Here is a 14,610-nt window from a genome sequence, read left to right as displayed (position 1 = left end):
ACTCATGATGAACCCTGTTCCATGGCTCCAGATGACAAACATGATCTCATATCAGGGACTTGTTCGCACCTTCCCTAACAGCCCAATCAGTAAGGGATATAAATACCATGGACTATTTCATCACGGGGGGCAGCGGCTTTATCGGTCGCCGGCTGATTAAAAAAGTGCTGCAGCGCCCGAATAGCCGGGTGCATTTCTTGATGCGTGCCGCCCATCTCGATCGGGTACCCGATCTGCTGGCTTACTGGGGGGTTGAGGCGGATCGCGCCATCCCCGTGGTCGGCGACATGACCCACCCGCTGCTCGGAGTGGGCAGTGCCGAGCTGGAGTCTCTCATCGGCAAGATCGACCACTTCCTGCATCTCGCCGCCATCTACGATCTCAACGCCAAGGCGGGCATTCAGCAGCAGGTCAATGCCGAAGGCACCCGTCAGGCCCTGCAACTGGCCGAGCGGCTCCAGGCCCGCTGCTTCCATCACTGCAGCTCCATCGCAGTGGCCGGTCTGTTCGACGGACTGTTCCGGGAAGACATGTTCGATGAGGCCGAACACCTCGACATGCCCTATTTCCAGACCAAGCACGAGGCCGAAGGAATCGTGCGCAAGGAGAGCACACTGCCCTGGCGCATCTATCGACCCGGCATAGTGGTCGGTGATGCCAACACCGGCGAGATGGACAAGGTGGACGGCCCCTATTACTTCTTCAAGACCATCCAGAAGCTGCGCCGCATGTTGCCGCCCTGGATGCCAGCCATCGGGGTCGAAGGGGGGCGCATCAACCTGGTGCCGGTCAACTTCGTGGTGGATGCCATCGATCACATCGCCCATCTGGAAGGGGAGGACAACAAGGCGTTCCACCTGACCGATTCTCACCCTATGCGGGTCGGCGACATGCTGAGCACCTTCTCCCGCGCCGCCCATGCCCCTGAGCCCGCCATTCGCATCAATGCCGCCCTGTTCAGCTTCATTCCCCGCCATCTGATGACCATGCTGATGGCACTGACGCCGGTGCGGCGCATTCGCGATGCGGCGATTGCCGACCTGGGGCTGCCCAAGGACATCTTCCGGCTCATCAACTATCCCACCCGCTTCGACAACCGCGAAACCCAGCGGGTACTGAAGGGGACCGGCATCGAAGTGCCGCCGCTGCACAGCTATGCCTGGCGACTGTGGGATTACTGGGAGCGTCACCTCGATCCCGAGCTGTTCATCGATCGTACCCTGCGCGGCCGGGTCGAGGGCAAGGTCGTGCTGATCACCGGCGCCACCTCTGGCATCGGCAAGGCCACGGCGAGAAAACTGGCCGAGGCGGGTGCCAAGGTACTGACCATCGCCCGGGACGAGCACAAGATTGCCGAGACCCAGGCCGAGTTTGCCGAGCTGGGATTGACTCTGCAGGTCTATCAGGGGGATCTGGCCGATCTCGCCCAAGGGGAGGCGATCACCCGCCAGATCGTGGCCGAGCATGGCGGGGTGGACATCCTTATCAACAATGCCGGTCGCTCCATCCGCCGCGCCATCGAAGACTCCTTCGATCGTTTCCATGATCTCGAGCGCACCATGCAGCTCAACTACTTCGGCACCCTCAAGGTGATCATGGGGCTGCTGCCCACCATGATCGAGAAGAAGAAGGGCCACATCATCAACATCTCCTCCATCGGAGTGCTGACCAATGCGCCGCGCTTCTCTGCCTACGTCGCCTCGAAATCGGCGCTCGATGCCTGGGTGCGCACCGCGGCCTCCGAGTTTGCCGACAAGGGGGTCAACTTCTCCATCATCAACATGCCACTGGTGAAGACCCCCATGGTGGCGCCCACCAAGGTGTATGAGCAGGTGCCCATGATGACGCCGGAAGAGGCCGCCGACCTGGTGTGCGACACCATCATCAACAAGCACGTACGACTGGCCACCCGGCTCGGGGTATTCGGCCAGGTGATCCATGCCCTGGCGCCGCGAGTGGCCCAGGTGATCATGAACACCAGCTTCCGCACCTTCTCCGATCCCAAGGAGGGCAACGAGTCCAAGGCCTCGGCGGATCAGATGGCGGTCTCCACCCTGATCAAGGGGATCCACTTCTAGGGGGAGCGACAACGAACTGAGGTAGCAAAAACGGAAAGGGCCTGCGCAATCAGGCCCTTTTCATTTGCGGCTGTGGGCGGGAGAGCAGGGTTAACAATAAGGCCGTGGTACGGCGGGAGTAGAGCAGGGAGAGGTGGCCGAGGGCGGCGAGCTCCACATCCTCCATGCCATCCAGTCGCTGGCGGGACTGAGGCAGCACGAAGTTGTCGTGGCTGGTGCGCACCGAGACCCCGGACACGCAGAGTGGCACGGCGGCAAAGCGCTGCAGCCAGCCGGAGCCGGGCTCCATCTCGCGGGCATTGTCGCCCAGCCCCAGGGTCGCCAGCTGGCTGCCCTGATGGGGGGTGGCCAGGGTGATGAGCTGCGCCACCTTGTCACCGCCCGCCACCGCCAGATAGTCGCGGCACACCAAGCCACCCATGCTGTGGCCGATCAGCACCAGCTGCGAGGCACCGGTGGCGGCCAGCACCTCGTCGATGCGATTGGCCAAGAGCGGCACCATATCGTCGAGATGGCCGAAGGGAGGGGTCAAGGTGACGGTCCCTACCGTGTGGCCGGCAGCCTCCAGTCTGGCTCGTTGCACCCGCCAGATGCCGCGACTGCAGCCATAACCGTGGATCAGCAGCAAGGGCAGGGGGGAGGGCATCAGCCTGTCTGGCGCCATCAGCCAACGCTCGAACGGCAGCAACCAAGTGAAGGTCAGCAGGTAGGCCGCAATCTCTCGCCCCACCATGGGCAACCATTCTCGCCAGCCGATGGCAGGCACCGGATAGAAGCGGGAAAAGCCCCAGGTCAGCAGCACCACCAGGGTGCGCAGCCCCAACAGGGCCACCACCACGAACAGGATGGAGAGTGGCAGCGAGAGGCCGATGACCAGATGGGCGATGCCCCCAAGGAGCGTCACCTCAACCAGCAGCAGGATCAGTAGTTGCTTTGTGATCGTCATGGTCCAATCATCCGACCAGTCTGGCATGGAAGTCAAATGACCCTTTCATCAATGTGATGACAGGCGCGCAATCACCCGTCGGCGCGCCAATAAAACACTTCTGCATGGGGTTATTTGCAATACTGTATATCCATACATATACTTGTAATCACTATCAGAAGGAGGACGCCGCTATGGCCGTTGAGATCAAATATGTTGTGGTGCGTGGGGGAGTGGAGAAGATGACCTTTGCCAGCAAAAAAGAGGCCGATGCCTATGACAAGCTGCTGGACACTGCCGATGAGTTGATGCATTTGCTGGCAGGCGCGCCCGTTCGCCTTGAACCTGAACAGCAAGAGAGCCTGGCCTTCTACCTGGCCGAGCAGCGCGATCTGCTGCAAAACGTGCTGCGCGGGGCCAAGGGGCAGGGGAGTGGCAAGTCGGAGCAACAGGAAGAGCAGAATGACGCAGGCAAGCCAAAAGACAAATCCCTCAAGCGTGTAGCGTGAGGACGACACGGGGGAGGCTGCCCATCACAGCATGAAAACAGCCTCAATTTATGCATTGATGAGAATTTTAAAGCATTTATATGGATATTTACCCCGAGAACTTTCCAACCAAGGTGCATATCCATTGAATAAATACACTATGCAGTATCAGCTATTGATGGCGATGCTGTTCGCTGTACAACATCGACATTCCATTTCCGCGTGATGCCGATAACCCCATTTATCGGCATCACCATCACGCAGGCCCCGAGCCGAGTCTCTCATCCACAAGCATCATCATGACCACTATGTTACTTCCACCCGCCATGCCGCTGTTCGATGGTCTGGCCTACCTGGAGGCGGGCAACCCCCAGGTCAATCAATATCTTGCCAACCTCAGCCTCAACGATGTGCCCGATGCCGGGTTGGTCTACGAGCTCGCCGTCGACTGGCTGCTGGAGCAGCGCAACAGCGAAAACAACTACAAAACCTATCGCAGCGAGCTGACCACGTTTTTGCACTGGTGCTTCGGCGAAATGCGCATCAGCCCCAAGGATCTGACCCGGCGCATCATGATGCGCTATCTCGATTACTGTCAGGCGCCGCCGGCGGCCCTGATTGCCTATCGCAACGTAGCCCAGTTCGTGCTCGACAAAGAGTGGGGGGAACGACTGCCCAACCCTCAATGGCGGCCCTTCCTTGGCAAGCGGGAGCTGGGCCGCGAGTTGCCATACCGGCTCAGCGAACAGGCCATGAAGACCAAGCTCGCCATTCTGTCTGCCTTCTTCCAGTTCTTGATCCAGGAAGAGTACATGGACCGCAACCCGGCGCTGTTACTGCAACGGGTGAAGCGCTCAATGCAGCAGGAGCCGGACGACCATGGCCAGGCCTTTAGCGAATTGCAGTGGTCCTATGTGATGCAAGCAACCGACCTGCTGGCCGCCGAATCACCCGAGCAGCACGAGCGCAGCCGCTTCCTGATAAGCCTGATGTACGCCTGTTACCTGCGGATCTCGGAAGTGGCGGCAAGACCAGGGTTTACCCCCGTCATGGGGCAGTTTCGCCGCGATGGTAAAACCGGCGTCTGGGGCTATTTCATTCCCCGCAGCAAGGGTGGCAAGCGCCGCACCGTGGCGGTGTCCCATGCCTTGCTTGAGGCCCTCAAACGCTATCGGACGTTTCTTGGTCTCTCACCATTACCAGCACCTGATGAGCAAACTCCGCTGTTTGTGCGCCACAAGGCTGCGGCGCATGGCCGGGAACAAGGCGAGCTCAACGCCAACCTCGGGATCCGCCAGCTGCGTGACCTGGTGATGAGCGTCATCCAGACCGCCGCCGAGTTGGCAGAAAAAGATGGGTTTGTGCAGGACGGCGCCGAGATGCGCAACCTGACACCACACTCCATTCGTCATACCGGCATCACCCACGACATCAATCTCAACGGGCGGCCGTTATCACATGTGCAAGCCGATGCCGGCCACGACAGCATCGACACCACCTCAAAGTACCTGCACACCGGCAACAGCGAACGCCATGAAAGTGCCAACCACAAACCGCTGGATCGGTTGCACGACTAGGCCTTTGAAGGCGAGAGATAACGAAAAGAGAAGTTCAGGAGCATGGCTGTGATGACCAGCGTTTTTTAACCGGCATCACTCCAGACTCTTCCACAACCCAATACCGCGCATAATGTATATTATGTTAAATTAAATATCTTGTTTCCTGTCACCACCTATTGAACTGTGTATAATGGCAACAATTGATCCTATCTCCGACCGGATGTCTTAAGTGGCTGAATTAACATCAGAACAATTAAAACCTGTTTTTTCGATTGAACAGTTTCCTGCCCTCAGCGAACTCGAACCCATTCCTTTTGCCGCCTTGCAACCCAGAGCCATTTCCGGCATCAAGCGTCTCGCCAGTTTTGATGGTGACTGCCCGGTCATGCTGCTCAACGGCTTTCCCGGGGTGGATTATGAAGGTGTTTGCCAGACGCTGATCGCCGCCTCCAACGGCAAGGATGGTGACCTGTTCGATCTCTGCTACACCGAGAATCTGAACAATCCGTTCAAGCCCATCTGGCTGCGCCTGCAACCCGGCACCGGCTTCGAGTTCTGTGAAATGGTCGGCGAATTGCTCAAGCTGATGAGCCATCATCTGGATGCCGAGCGCCTGGTCACCCGCATCATGCGCAAACAGAACAACGATCCCAAGATCGATGACTTCCTCTCCGATCTGGCGGCGCACGTGGCTCAAGGGCTCGAATTCCAGCATCCGGTACTCATCAACCTGCTGATCCACCATGAAGAACAGGAAGCACCGGTCATCTATGGGCGGGATTTGAACTGGGATACCCTGTTTGGCTCCATCAACTATCAGACCGAGCAAGGTTCGGTCTATGCCAACCAGCACCTGCTGGAGCCGGGCCTGCTGCGTCAGGCCAACGGTGGCTATCTGATTTTGCAACTGGATGAGCTGCTGGATCAGCCCCATCTCTGGTTCAAACTCAAAAATGCGATGCAAAAAGGTGAGCTGGACTGGAACGCCTATCAAGAAGGCAAAACCCTGACCCCCTTCTTCACCCCGGAAGCCACCCCCATCAAGCTCAAGCTGATCCTGGTCGGCGATCGGCTCGATGTGGCCGAGTTCCAGATGCTGGACCGTGACATGTCCGAGCGCATCTTCCTGCGCGCAGATCTGGTTTCCGAGGTGAACATTGAAGAGGATCTGCCTGATTATCTTCAATATCTGGCCTGGCTGCGCGAGCGCTGGGAGCTGCTGGACTTCACCCCGGCCGCCCTCGCCGCCCTTTGTCGCCACGCCAGCCGGCTGTGCGACCATCAGGAGTGGCTGTCACTCTCCGAGGTGCAACTTTCTGCCATCATGCGCATGGCCGACAGCCTGGCGCGCGAGCTGGAAGCGGACGTCGTCACTGACGAGCACATTCGCGGTGCGCTGGAAGAGCAGGATTACCGCCTCAACTATCTGGTCGAGCAGTCCGACCAGGGCGTCATCGACGGCCAGATCCTGCTGCAGACCGACGGTGAGGAAGTGGGCCAGATCAACGGCCTCTCCGTGATTCAAGTCTCAGGCCATCCCTATGATTTCGGCGAGCCGGTACGTCTCACCGCCACCGTGCATCTGGGTGATGGTGATGTGGCGGATATCGAGCGCAAAGCGGAGCTGGCCGGCCATATCCACGCCAAAGCGATGATGATCATCCACGGTTATCTCTCCAACAAGTTCGGTGCCGAGAACCCTTCCCCGCTGTCGGCCAACCTGGTGTTCGAGCAGTCCTATCACGAGATCGATGGTGACAGCGCCTCGTTGACCGGTCTGTGTGCCCTGCTCTCTGCCCTCGCCCGCCAGCCCATCTACCAGCACTTTGCGGTGACCGGCGCGGTCGATCAGTTCGGCAATGTGCAGGCCGTCGGCGGCGTCAACGAGAAGATCGAAGGCTTCTTCCGGGTGTGCAAGATCCACGGTCTCACCGGCAAACAAGGGATCCTGCTGCCCGGCACCAATGCCCAGCAGCTCAACCTGTCCGATGAGGTGATTGCAGCCGTCGAAGCCGGCCAATTCCATATCCATCCGGTGGATCATGTGGAAGAGGCTATCGAGCTGCTGACCGGTTGTGTTGCTGGTGAGCCGGATATGCCGGATACCTTGTTCGGCCGGATCCAGCAGCGGCTGGATGAGCTCAATGGCACCGACGTCATCAAGGGTGGCGTGCTGCGCCGCCTGCTTGGTCGAGTGTTCGGACGGTGAGAAAAGAAGTGATCGGAGTTGTTTAGCGAACAACTGTACGCTAAATTGGCCCGGCTTTGACCCATTTGAAGGATAAACAGCGTGACCGTAGACAATACCACCATTGATGCCCGCCTTTCCCTGTGTGAACAAGGCAAAGACTCGTTTACCCGTGAAGAGCTGCTCGCCTGCAGCCGTGGCGAACTGTTTGGTGAGGGTAACAGTCAGCTGCCCGCCCCCAACATGTTGATGATGGATCGTATCGTCAAGATCAATGACAACGGTGGTGAGCATGGCAAGGGCGAAATCCTGGCAGAGCTCGATATCACGCCGGATCTCTGGTTCTTCGATTGCCACTTCCCGGGTGATCCGGTCATGCCTGGCTGTCTCGGTCTGGATGCCATGTGGCAACTGGTCGGTTTCTTCCTGGGCTGGAAAGGCGGCCCCGGCAAGGGTCGTGCACTGGGGGTTGGCGAGGTGAAATTCACCGGCCAGATCCTGCCGACCGCCAAGAAAGTGACCTACAAGATCACCTTCAAACGCGTCATCAACCGCAAGCTGGTGATGGGGATCGCCGATGGCGTGGTGGAAGTGGATGGTCGCCCGATTTACAGCGCTACCGATCTGAAAGTGGGTCTGTTCAAGGACACCACCGCATTCTAAGTGCTGACCCGCAGTTCAAACTGAACAACGTAAAGGGGCCATTATGGCCCCTTTCCTTTTGCAATGAGTGATGAAGTACCGGCTACTTCATGAAGAGGCCTGAGCCCCGCCCTTCCATGGCATCACGCCAACCACCAAGCCAATGCCCACGGGCATCCAGGCATTGATACGGACACGCTTCTTTCTGTTTGCCGACCACGCCAGCCTGATAACCACGAGCACGAGCTCTTTCCAGACGGTCCCGTTTTTGTCTCTTCATCATCTACGACCCTCTTCCGTGGAACAAAAAAAGCGACCAATTTTTCATCGGTCGCTTTCATCTTTACCCCAGGGGGTCGGCAGGGTCAAACAAAAAATTTCATGCTATCCGGTCATTGTGACACAAGACACTGAACCGCATTAATTTTTAGTGACACAACTTTTTAGCGCTGGAAACGGCGCAGCCAGGCGAATGGCAGGGCCAGCAGAGTCAACCAGAACAGGCTGCCGCCACCGCTGCCGCCATCCTGACCGGTCTGGTTGTTGACCGGTGCGTTGGCGACCACATAACCGGCCGGATCGTTGTTCTTGTAGTCGGTTACCACCGGCGCCAGCTTGACGCTGACCACGGTAGCATTGGTGCGGTTGTTCAGATCGCTCTCACTGTTGTAGCGATAAGCCGTGGCCGCGACGGTACCGTTGCTGCTGATGCCGCTGGCATAAGCGATGTGGTAGTAATAACCGTTCTGAGCACACTGCTTGGCGCCCGCATCATCCAGACCGCAGATGAGATCGTTCAGATACCAGTTGTTGCCGGTCGCTGCGTTCAGCAGGAAACCTTCCTGCATGCGGTTGGTGCCGTTGACCACGGGCTGGGTCTGGTGGCGGGAATCACGCCAGCCAACCACCATGTTGTGGTTGTTGATGGCGGCCGCTTCCGAGCCGGCGCCGCTGAGCGGCTTGTCCTGCAGGGAAACCACGGCGTTGGTGGTCGGCGTGTTCAGGTTGAACACGAACATCTCGACCGGGCGGTTCTGGCCCTTGTTGATGCGATAGAGCTGGTTGCCTATCACATAACCGTTGTCATTGACCCCCACGGCCCAGCTGTGTTGCAGCTTGGCGTCATCCTTGCCGGGCTCGCCTTCGGCCAGCGGGATGATCTGGGTAGTGCCAACCTTGCTGCCATCCAGATCCAGCGTCCAGTAAGCGGCCAGGTTGCGACCATCCAGGTAGTTGGTGCCGATCTCGCCGGTGGAGGAGTACCCTACCCCGTACAGATTGCCGTTGAATTTACCCACTCCGAGCGCGGAGGCGGTCTGCACCACTTCGTTGCGGGCGCGGGCATACTCGTTGGCCTGCAGCAGCTTGTTGAAGGTGCCGGTACTGTTGACCAGCCAGAAGCTGGCCTGAGTATTGAGGCCCGGGCAGTAGCGGTAGTCACCGTACTGGCCGTCGTTGCCGGCAAAGCACCAGTTGTAGGTTTCGGAGTTGACGGCAATGTTCTTGCCAGTGGCGGCGGTACCGGTCACCAGATACTGGCCGTTGTCCAGTTTCTTGATGCTGGTCGGCACGCTCAGGCTGTGAGTGCCAGCGCCATCTTTCAGCTCGACGGGGTTGCCCTCCTCGACCACGGCGAAGGCAGTGCGCAGCTTGCCACTCATCTTGTAGCCCGCCCGGGTGCCAGGTACGTCGCCCAGCGCGGTCACCAGACCGTCGGTCTCGCCCAGCTGCACGTAACCTACGTTGTTGCGCTGGTCGACCCCGTCGAGGAAGTCACGACGCCACTGATAGGCGAAGTTGCTGTTGTCGTTCCAGAAAGAGTTGCAGACCGAGTTGGAGAGCATGCAGCCCTGCTCGAAACGGAAACGATCGACCAGGAAGTCGGCAAAACGCACGGTCGAGAAGTGCTCGGCCATGTTGTTCTTGGTATTGATCCCGATGAGCCCGTTGCCGTCGCCGCTGATCCCGCTGGCGTAACCCTTGTCGGACGCATCGACAATGGTGAAAAAGGGACTTTGTGCCGCCTGGGCATGCAGGCTGGCGCTGACCAGAATGGCCAGCATGGATAATTGCTTTTTCATCTACTTCCTTAGTCCTGATGTTTCAACGCTTCCAACTCCTCCCAACGGGAGAAGGCTTGTTCCAATGCAGCCTCTGCTGCATTCAGGGCATCCAGTTTGGCTTGAGTCTGGTCGCTCGGCAGGGAGAAGAAACCGGGGTGGTTGATCTCGGTCTGCAGGGCATCCAGCTCTGCCTCCAGCTGTTCCAGTCGAGCCGGTAGATTATCCAGCTCCAGCTGCAACTTGTAAGAGAGCTTTTTGGCTTTTGTGGCAGCAGGCGCCGGCGCCACGACAGGCTCTGGCGTTTTGCTCTGCACCTGTTTGGCGACGTGCTGCGCAGACTGCTGTGCCTGTTGTTGAGCGCGGGTGGCCATCATGTCGGCGTAACCGCCCACATAATCGCTGATCTGTCCGTCCCCTTCAAACAACCAGCAACCGGTCACGGTATTGTCGATGAAACGACGATCGTGACTCACCAGCAACAGGGTGCCGGGGTAGTCCGCCAGCAGCTCTTCCAGCAATTCCAGCGTTTCGACATCCAGGTCGTTGGTTGGTTCATCGAGGATCAGTAAATTACTGGGCTTCAAGAACAATTTGGCCAACAGTAAACGGTTTTTTTCGCCCCCTGACAAGGCTTTCACCGGGGTGCGTGCCCGTTTTGGTTCAAACAGGAAGTCCTGCAGGTAACCGAGAATGTGGCGGGAGCGGCCGCGCACCATCACTTCCTGCTTGCCCTCCCCGACGTTGTCCACCACCGTCTTCTCGGGGTCGAGCTGCTCGCGGTACTGATCGAAGTAGGCCACTTCCAGATTGGTGCCCCCCTTGACCGTGCCACGACTTGGGCTCAACTGACCGAGCAGCAGCTTGATGAGCGTCGACTTGCCGCAACCGTTGGGGCCGACCAGCGCAATCTTGTCGCCGCGCAGCACCTGCAGATCCAGCCCCTGGAACAAAGTGCGATCACCAAATTCCAACCCCAGGCCTTCACTCTCAAATACCAGCTTGCCGGAGCGGCTTGCCTCGTCCAGCTGCAGCTTGGCTTTGCCCTGCAGTTCACGGCGCTGGGTCCGCTCCATCCGCATTGCCTTGAGGGCGCGCACTCGCCCCTCATTGCGGGTGCGACGGGCCTTGATCCCTTGGCGTACCCACACCTCTTCCTGGGCCAGCTTGCGATCGAACTCGGCATTCTTGAGCTCCTCGACCCGCAGCCACTCCTCTTTCCCCTGCAGGTACTCGTCGTAGTTGCCGGGCCAGGAGGTGATCACGCCGCGGTCCAGATCGATGATCCGGGTCGCCAGCTTGTGGATGAATTCCCGGTCGTGGGAGATGAAGACGATAGCGCCGCGAAAATCCTTGAGGAACTCTTCCAGCCAGTTGATGGCATCGATGTCCAGGTGGTTGGTCGGTTCGTCCAGCAGCAACAGATCCGGATCGCAGGCCAGCGCGCGGGCCAGTGCCACCTTGCGCAGCCAGCCGCCGGAGAGGCTGTCGAGGGTCACGTCGGGATCCAGACCCAGCAGAGTCAGCACCTGATTGATGCGAGTCTCGAACCGCCAGCCATTCTGGTAGTCGAGCTGCTCCTGCAGCTGGCTCATCTTGCGGATGTTGGCATCGGAGGCATCATGTGCCAGTTCCATGGAGATATGGTGATACTGCTTGAGCAGCTCCCCTACCCCGGCCAGACCTTCGGCGGCGTAGTCAAACACGGTGATCTCGCTCGACGCGGGGGGATCCTGCTCGAGACGGGTCACTTTCAAATCTTGTTGCAGCACCAGACGGCCGTCATCGAGCGGCAGTTCGCCGGCGATCACCTTCATCAGGGTGGACTTGCCCGCCCCGTTGCGCCCCACCAGACAGAGGCGCTCGCCCCGCTCGATGGTGAGCTCGGCCTGATCGAGCAGCGGAAAATCACTGAACGACAACGACGCGCCGTGCAATGTCAAAAGAGCCATTCTTGTTCCTTATTGCTAATGAAAAAACGGGTGGCAGACTGGATCTCCCCCCGTTTCATCGTCAAATCGCCCGCTCACCCCTGCCTGGCAAGCCACGCTTGTAGCTCAGTCAGGGTGAAGGGCCAACCCAGTTCACGCCCCGCTTCATCGCGCAGTACCGGAATGCGGACCCGATAGGTTGCCAGCCACTGCGCATCATCCATGATGTCGCACTGGCGAGCATCGGCTGCAATACCGGCCTGCTCCACCAGCGCCCACGCCTGTTCGCACAGGTGGCAGCCGTCGGTGTGAAACAGGGTCAGCATCAGGCCTCAGCCTCCGCATGGGTGATGATCCAGCAGTTGTGGATATGCTGGTTGCGCTCGAAATCCTTGGGTCGAGTCTTGCCGGTGATGTTCTGGGCCTTGAGACCGATGGCCTCGAGACCGGCCAGATCCATCTTGAAGTGGCGCTTGTTGTTGGAGAACACCAGGGTGCCACCCGCAGCCAGCAGCCGCTTCAGGTGCTGCATCAGCAGCAGGTGATCGCGCTGCACGTCGAAGCTCTCATCCATCCGCTTGGAGTTGGAGAAGGTGGGCGGATCGATGAAGATGAGGTCGTACTGCTCGTCCGCCTCGGAGAGCCACTTCAGGCAGTCGGCCTGCACGAACTTGTGCTCTCGGCCCACCAGCGAGTTGAGGCGCATGTTGTCTTGTGCCCAGTTGAGGTAGGTGCGCGACATGTCCACCGTGGTGGTCTCGCTGGCACCACCCAACCCAGCGTGCACGGTGGCACTGCCGGTGTAGGCAAACAGGTTCAGGAAGCGCTTGCCCTTGGCCATCTGACCCAGCATACGGCGGGTCTGACGGTGGTCGAGGAACAGACCGGTATCGAGATAGTCATAGAGATTGACCCACAGACGGGCGCCATACTCCTGCACTTCCATCCGGTGCTGCTCTTCGGAGAGCTTCTGGTACTGCTGCTTGCCTTCCTGACGCTCGCGCACCTTCAGGATCACCTTCTCGCCGTCCATGCCGGTCACCTTGATGGCGGCCTGCACCATGTCGAGCAGACGCTGACGAGTCTTCTGGGCGGGAATGTCCTTGGGCGCCGCGTACTCCTGCACCACCAGATAGTCCTGATAACGGTCGATGGCGGCGTTGTACTCCGGCAGATCGGCATCGTAGAGGCGATAGCAGTCGAGGTTCTCTTTCTGTGCCCACTTCTCCAGGGTCTTCAGATTCTTGCGCAGACGGTTGGCAAAGTCCTGCGCCACCTCTTTCTGGGAAGCAACAGAGTCCTGTGCAATCTGGTAGTTACGCAGCTGACATTCGAGGGCGCCGTTGAACAGGCGATATTGCTTGTCAGCGCGCAGACGCAGACAGCTCAAGAGCTCGGGGGATGCGGAAAGAATGGAGACTTTCCAGCCCTGGAAGCTGCGACGCAGGGCATCACCGAGGGCCTGGTGCACTTCCAGCAGTGCCGGGAACTCGCCAAGACGCTCGCCATAGGGGGGGTTGGAGATCAGCATGCCGACCTGACGAGCCTCCCCTTCCACTGCCGGCATCGGCAGCGGATTTTCCAGCGCGGTGACGTCGGCCTGTTTGAAGGTGATGAGATGGGCCACGCCGGCGGCTTTGGCGTTGTCGCGGGCTTTGAGCAGCACGCGGCTGTCAGCATCGCAACCAAACAGCTTCACCTCGCAGCGCTGCATGCCGCGCTTGGCCCGAACCTGAGCCTCCATCAGCAGGCTCTGCCACAGCTCGCTATCGTGCTGCAGCCAGCGATCGAACCCGAAGCGCTCGCGGCGCAAGGCCGGTGCCATGTCGGCGGCGATAAAGGCAGCTTCCACCAGCAGCGTACCGGAGCCACACATGGGGTCCATCATGGGCTCGCCGGCCCAGCCGCTACGGGCAATCATGGCGGCGGCCAGGTTCTCTTTGAGCGGCGCCTCACCGGTGCCCTGACGGTAGAAACGCTGGTGCAGCGCGGGGCCTGACAAGTCCAGCGTGATATTGGCCTTGCCCTTGCCCAGGTGCGCCATGATGCGAATATCCGGCGACTTCTTGTCCACGTCAGGACGCACGTGACCGCGCTTAGTAAAGCGATCGACGATGGCATCCTTGATCTTCAGGGCACCGTACTGGGTATTGCGAATGGCCGGATTGGTACCGGTAAAATCCACCGCAATGGTGGAAGTACCGGAGAAGTGCTCTTCCCAGGGAATGGTGTGAGCACCCAGATAGAGATCCAGGTCGTCATTCATCTGGAATTCGGACAGCACCAGCACGATGCGGGAGGCGAAACGGCTCCACAGACAGGCCTTGTAGCCAATGGCCAGTTCGCCTTTGAAATGCACGCCAGCCACGGTCTCACGGACCTGCTCTGCGCCCAGATTGGTCAGCTCAACGGCCAACAGGTTTTCCAGCCCTTTGGGGCAGGTTGCAAAAAATTCTTTCATCACGCTCACGGGGAACCCATAAAAATAGTGCCGCATTATACCTTAAGCCGCGATCCGGAGCAGCAAAAGCTTGCCAGTGACGGCATAAACAGAAGGCATCTGACATGCGCCGCCTCCGACCTTTTGGTCGTTCTGGCGAGGCATGTGCGCAGGAAGGATATGACGAAGAAAAAACGTACCGGCAGCTGAGCGAGCTAGAACAATAACCAAGTTTACTCCGGCCTTTCTCAATTGGTACGGCAATACCTTGTTGAGATTGCAACCATATATGCCATGAC

At 59.0% G+C, this 14,610-nt stretch carries 11 protein-coding genes; 5 read left to right on the top strand and 6 right to left on the bottom strand.

Features of this window, described 5'->3' with window-relative positions; genetic code table 11:
* Positions 1-107 precede the first annotated feature (107 nt).
* The gene (locus PG881_RS15040; protein ID WP_270801028.1) at positions 108-2,078 is read left to right on the top strand and encodes an SDR family oxidoreductase; all 1,971 of its coding nucleotides are present in this window, start codon (positions 108-110) and stop codon (positions 2,076-2,078) included.
* 49 nt (positions 2,079-2,127) lie between these two features.
* Here PG881_RS15040 and PG881_RS15035 read toward each other — a convergent pair whose 3' ends face one another.
* Complete coding sequence (locus tag PG881_RS15035; RefSeq protein WP_270801025.1) at positions 2,128-3,024, bottom strand: esterase/lipase family protein; 897 nt, start codon at positions 3,022-3,024, stop codon at positions 2,128-2,130.
* Positions 3,025-3,197: 173 nt separating this feature from the next.
* On the opposite strand from PG881_RS15035, the gene PG881_RS15030 reads away from it, so the two are divergent.
* From PG881_RS15030 to fabA, 4 genes are all read left to right on the top strand, one after another.
* Positions 3,198-3,512, top strand: a complete 315-nt coding sequence (locus tag PG881_RS15030; RefSeq protein WP_270801023.1) for a YebG family protein — start codon at positions 3,198-3,200, stop codon at positions 3,510-3,512.
* A 278-nt stretch (positions 3,513-3,790) separates the two neighbouring features.
* Positions 3,791-5,068: a tyrosine-type recombinase/integrase gene (locus PG881_RS15025; protein ID WP_270801022.1), complete on the top strand. Its 1,278-nt coding sequence runs from the start codon at positions 3,791-3,793 to the stop codon at positions 5,066-5,068.
* Positions 5,069-5,279: 211 nt separating this feature from the next.
* On the top strand, positions 5,280-7,259 hold the full coding sequence (locus PG881_RS15020) for a Lon protease family protein (protein WP_043122920.1): 1,980 nt from the start codon (positions 5,280-5,282) through the stop codon (positions 7,257-7,259).
* 81 nt (positions 7,260-7,340) lie between these two features.
* Positions 7,341-7,901, top strand: a complete 561-nt coding sequence (gene fabA, locus PG881_RS15015) for a 3-hydroxyacyl-[acyl-carrier-protein] dehydratase FabA (RefSeq protein WP_016350690.1) — start codon at positions 7,341-7,343, stop codon at positions 7,899-7,901.
* Between the two features lie 82 nt (positions 7,902-7,983).
* On the opposite strand, the gene rmf is transcribed toward fabA, so the two are convergent.
* The 5 genes from rmf to rlmKL all read right to left on the bottom strand — a co-directional run bounded on the left by rmf (position 7,984) and on the right by rlmKL (position 14,368).
* On the bottom strand, positions 7,984-8,163 hold the full coding sequence (rmf, locus tag PG881_RS15010) for a ribosome modulation factor (RefSeq protein WP_005315693.1): 180 nt from the start codon (positions 8,161-8,163) through the stop codon (positions 7,984-7,986).
* Positions 8,164-8,323: 160 nt separating this feature from the next.
* Positions 8,324-9,961, bottom strand: coding sequence for a DUF3466 family protein (locus PG881_RS15005; RefSeq protein ID WP_270801018.1), 1,638 nt, complete (start codon positions 9,959-9,961; stop codon positions 8,324-8,326).
* A gap of 8 nt (positions 9,962-9,969) precedes the next feature.
* Positions 9,970-11,892, bottom strand: a complete 1,923-nt coding sequence (gene uup / locus PG881_RS15000) for an ATP-binding cassette ATPase Uup (RefSeq protein ID WP_270801015.1) — start codon at positions 11,890-11,892, stop codon at positions 9,970-9,972.
* Positions 11,893-11,966: 74 nt separating this feature from the next.
* Positions 11,967-12,197 (bottom strand): glutaredoxin family protein, encoded by a 231-nt coding sequence (locus PG881_RS14995; RefSeq protein WP_270801012.1) that lies wholly within the window; start codon positions 12,195-12,197, stop codon positions 11,967-11,969.
* On the bottom strand, positions 12,197-14,368 hold the full coding sequence (rlmKL, locus tag PG881_RS14990) for a bifunctional 23S rRNA (guanine(2069)-N(7))-methyltransferase RlmK/23S rRNA (guanine(2445)-N(2))-methyltransferase RlmL (RefSeq protein ID WP_162498694.1): 2,172 nt from the start codon (positions 14,366-14,368) through the stop codon (positions 12,197-12,199). Before rlmKL ends, PG881_RS14995 begins: the two co-directional genes overlap by 1 nt.
* Positions 14,369-14,610: the final 242 nt, after the last annotated feature.

The organism is Aeromonas sp. QDB54 (assembly GCF_027707385.1).
GTDB classification, from domain to species: Bacteria; Pseudomonadota; Gammaproteobacteria; order Enterobacterales; family Aeromonadaceae; genus Aeromonas; species Aeromonas hydrophila.
This window is presented reverse-complemented; position numbering and strand designations above follow the sequence as displayed.

Bases quoted from the DNA above. Each gene is read 5' to 3' on its own strand.
- PG881_RS15040 (WP_270801028.1), top strand. From the start codon at position 108: ATGGACTATTTCATCACGGGGGGCAGCGGCTTTATCGGTCGCCGGCTG.
- PG881_RS15035 (WP_270801025.1), bottom strand. From the start codon at position 3,024: ATGACGATCACAAAGCAACTACTGATCCTGCTGCTGGTTGAGGTGACG.
- uup (WP_270801015.1), bottom strand. From the start codon at position 11,892: ATGGCTCTTTTGACATTGCACGGCGCGTCGTTGTCGTTCAGTGATTTT.
- rmf (WP_005315693.1), bottom strand. From the start codon at position 8,163: ATGATGAAGAGACAAAAACGGGACCGTCTGGAAAGAGCTCGTGCTCGT.
- PG881_RS14995 (WP_270801012.1), bottom strand. From the start codon at position 12,197: ATGCTGACCCTGTTTCACACCGACGGCTGCCACCTGTGCGAACAGGCG.
- PG881_RS15030 (WP_270801023.1), top strand. From the start codon at position 3,198: ATGGCCGTTGAGATCAAATATGTTGTGGTGCGTGGGGGAGTGGAGAAG.
- rlmKL (WP_162498694.1), bottom strand. From the start codon at position 14,368: ATGCGGCACTATTTTTATGGGTTCCCCGTGAGCGTGATGAAAGAATTT.
- PG881_RS15005 (WP_270801018.1), bottom strand. From the start codon at position 9,961: ATGAAAAAGCAATTATCCATGCTGGCCATTCTGGTCAGCGCCAGCCTG.
- PG881_RS15025 (WP_270801022.1), top strand. From the start codon at position 3,791: ATGACCACTATGTTACTTCCACCCGCCATGCCGCTGTTCGATGGTCTG.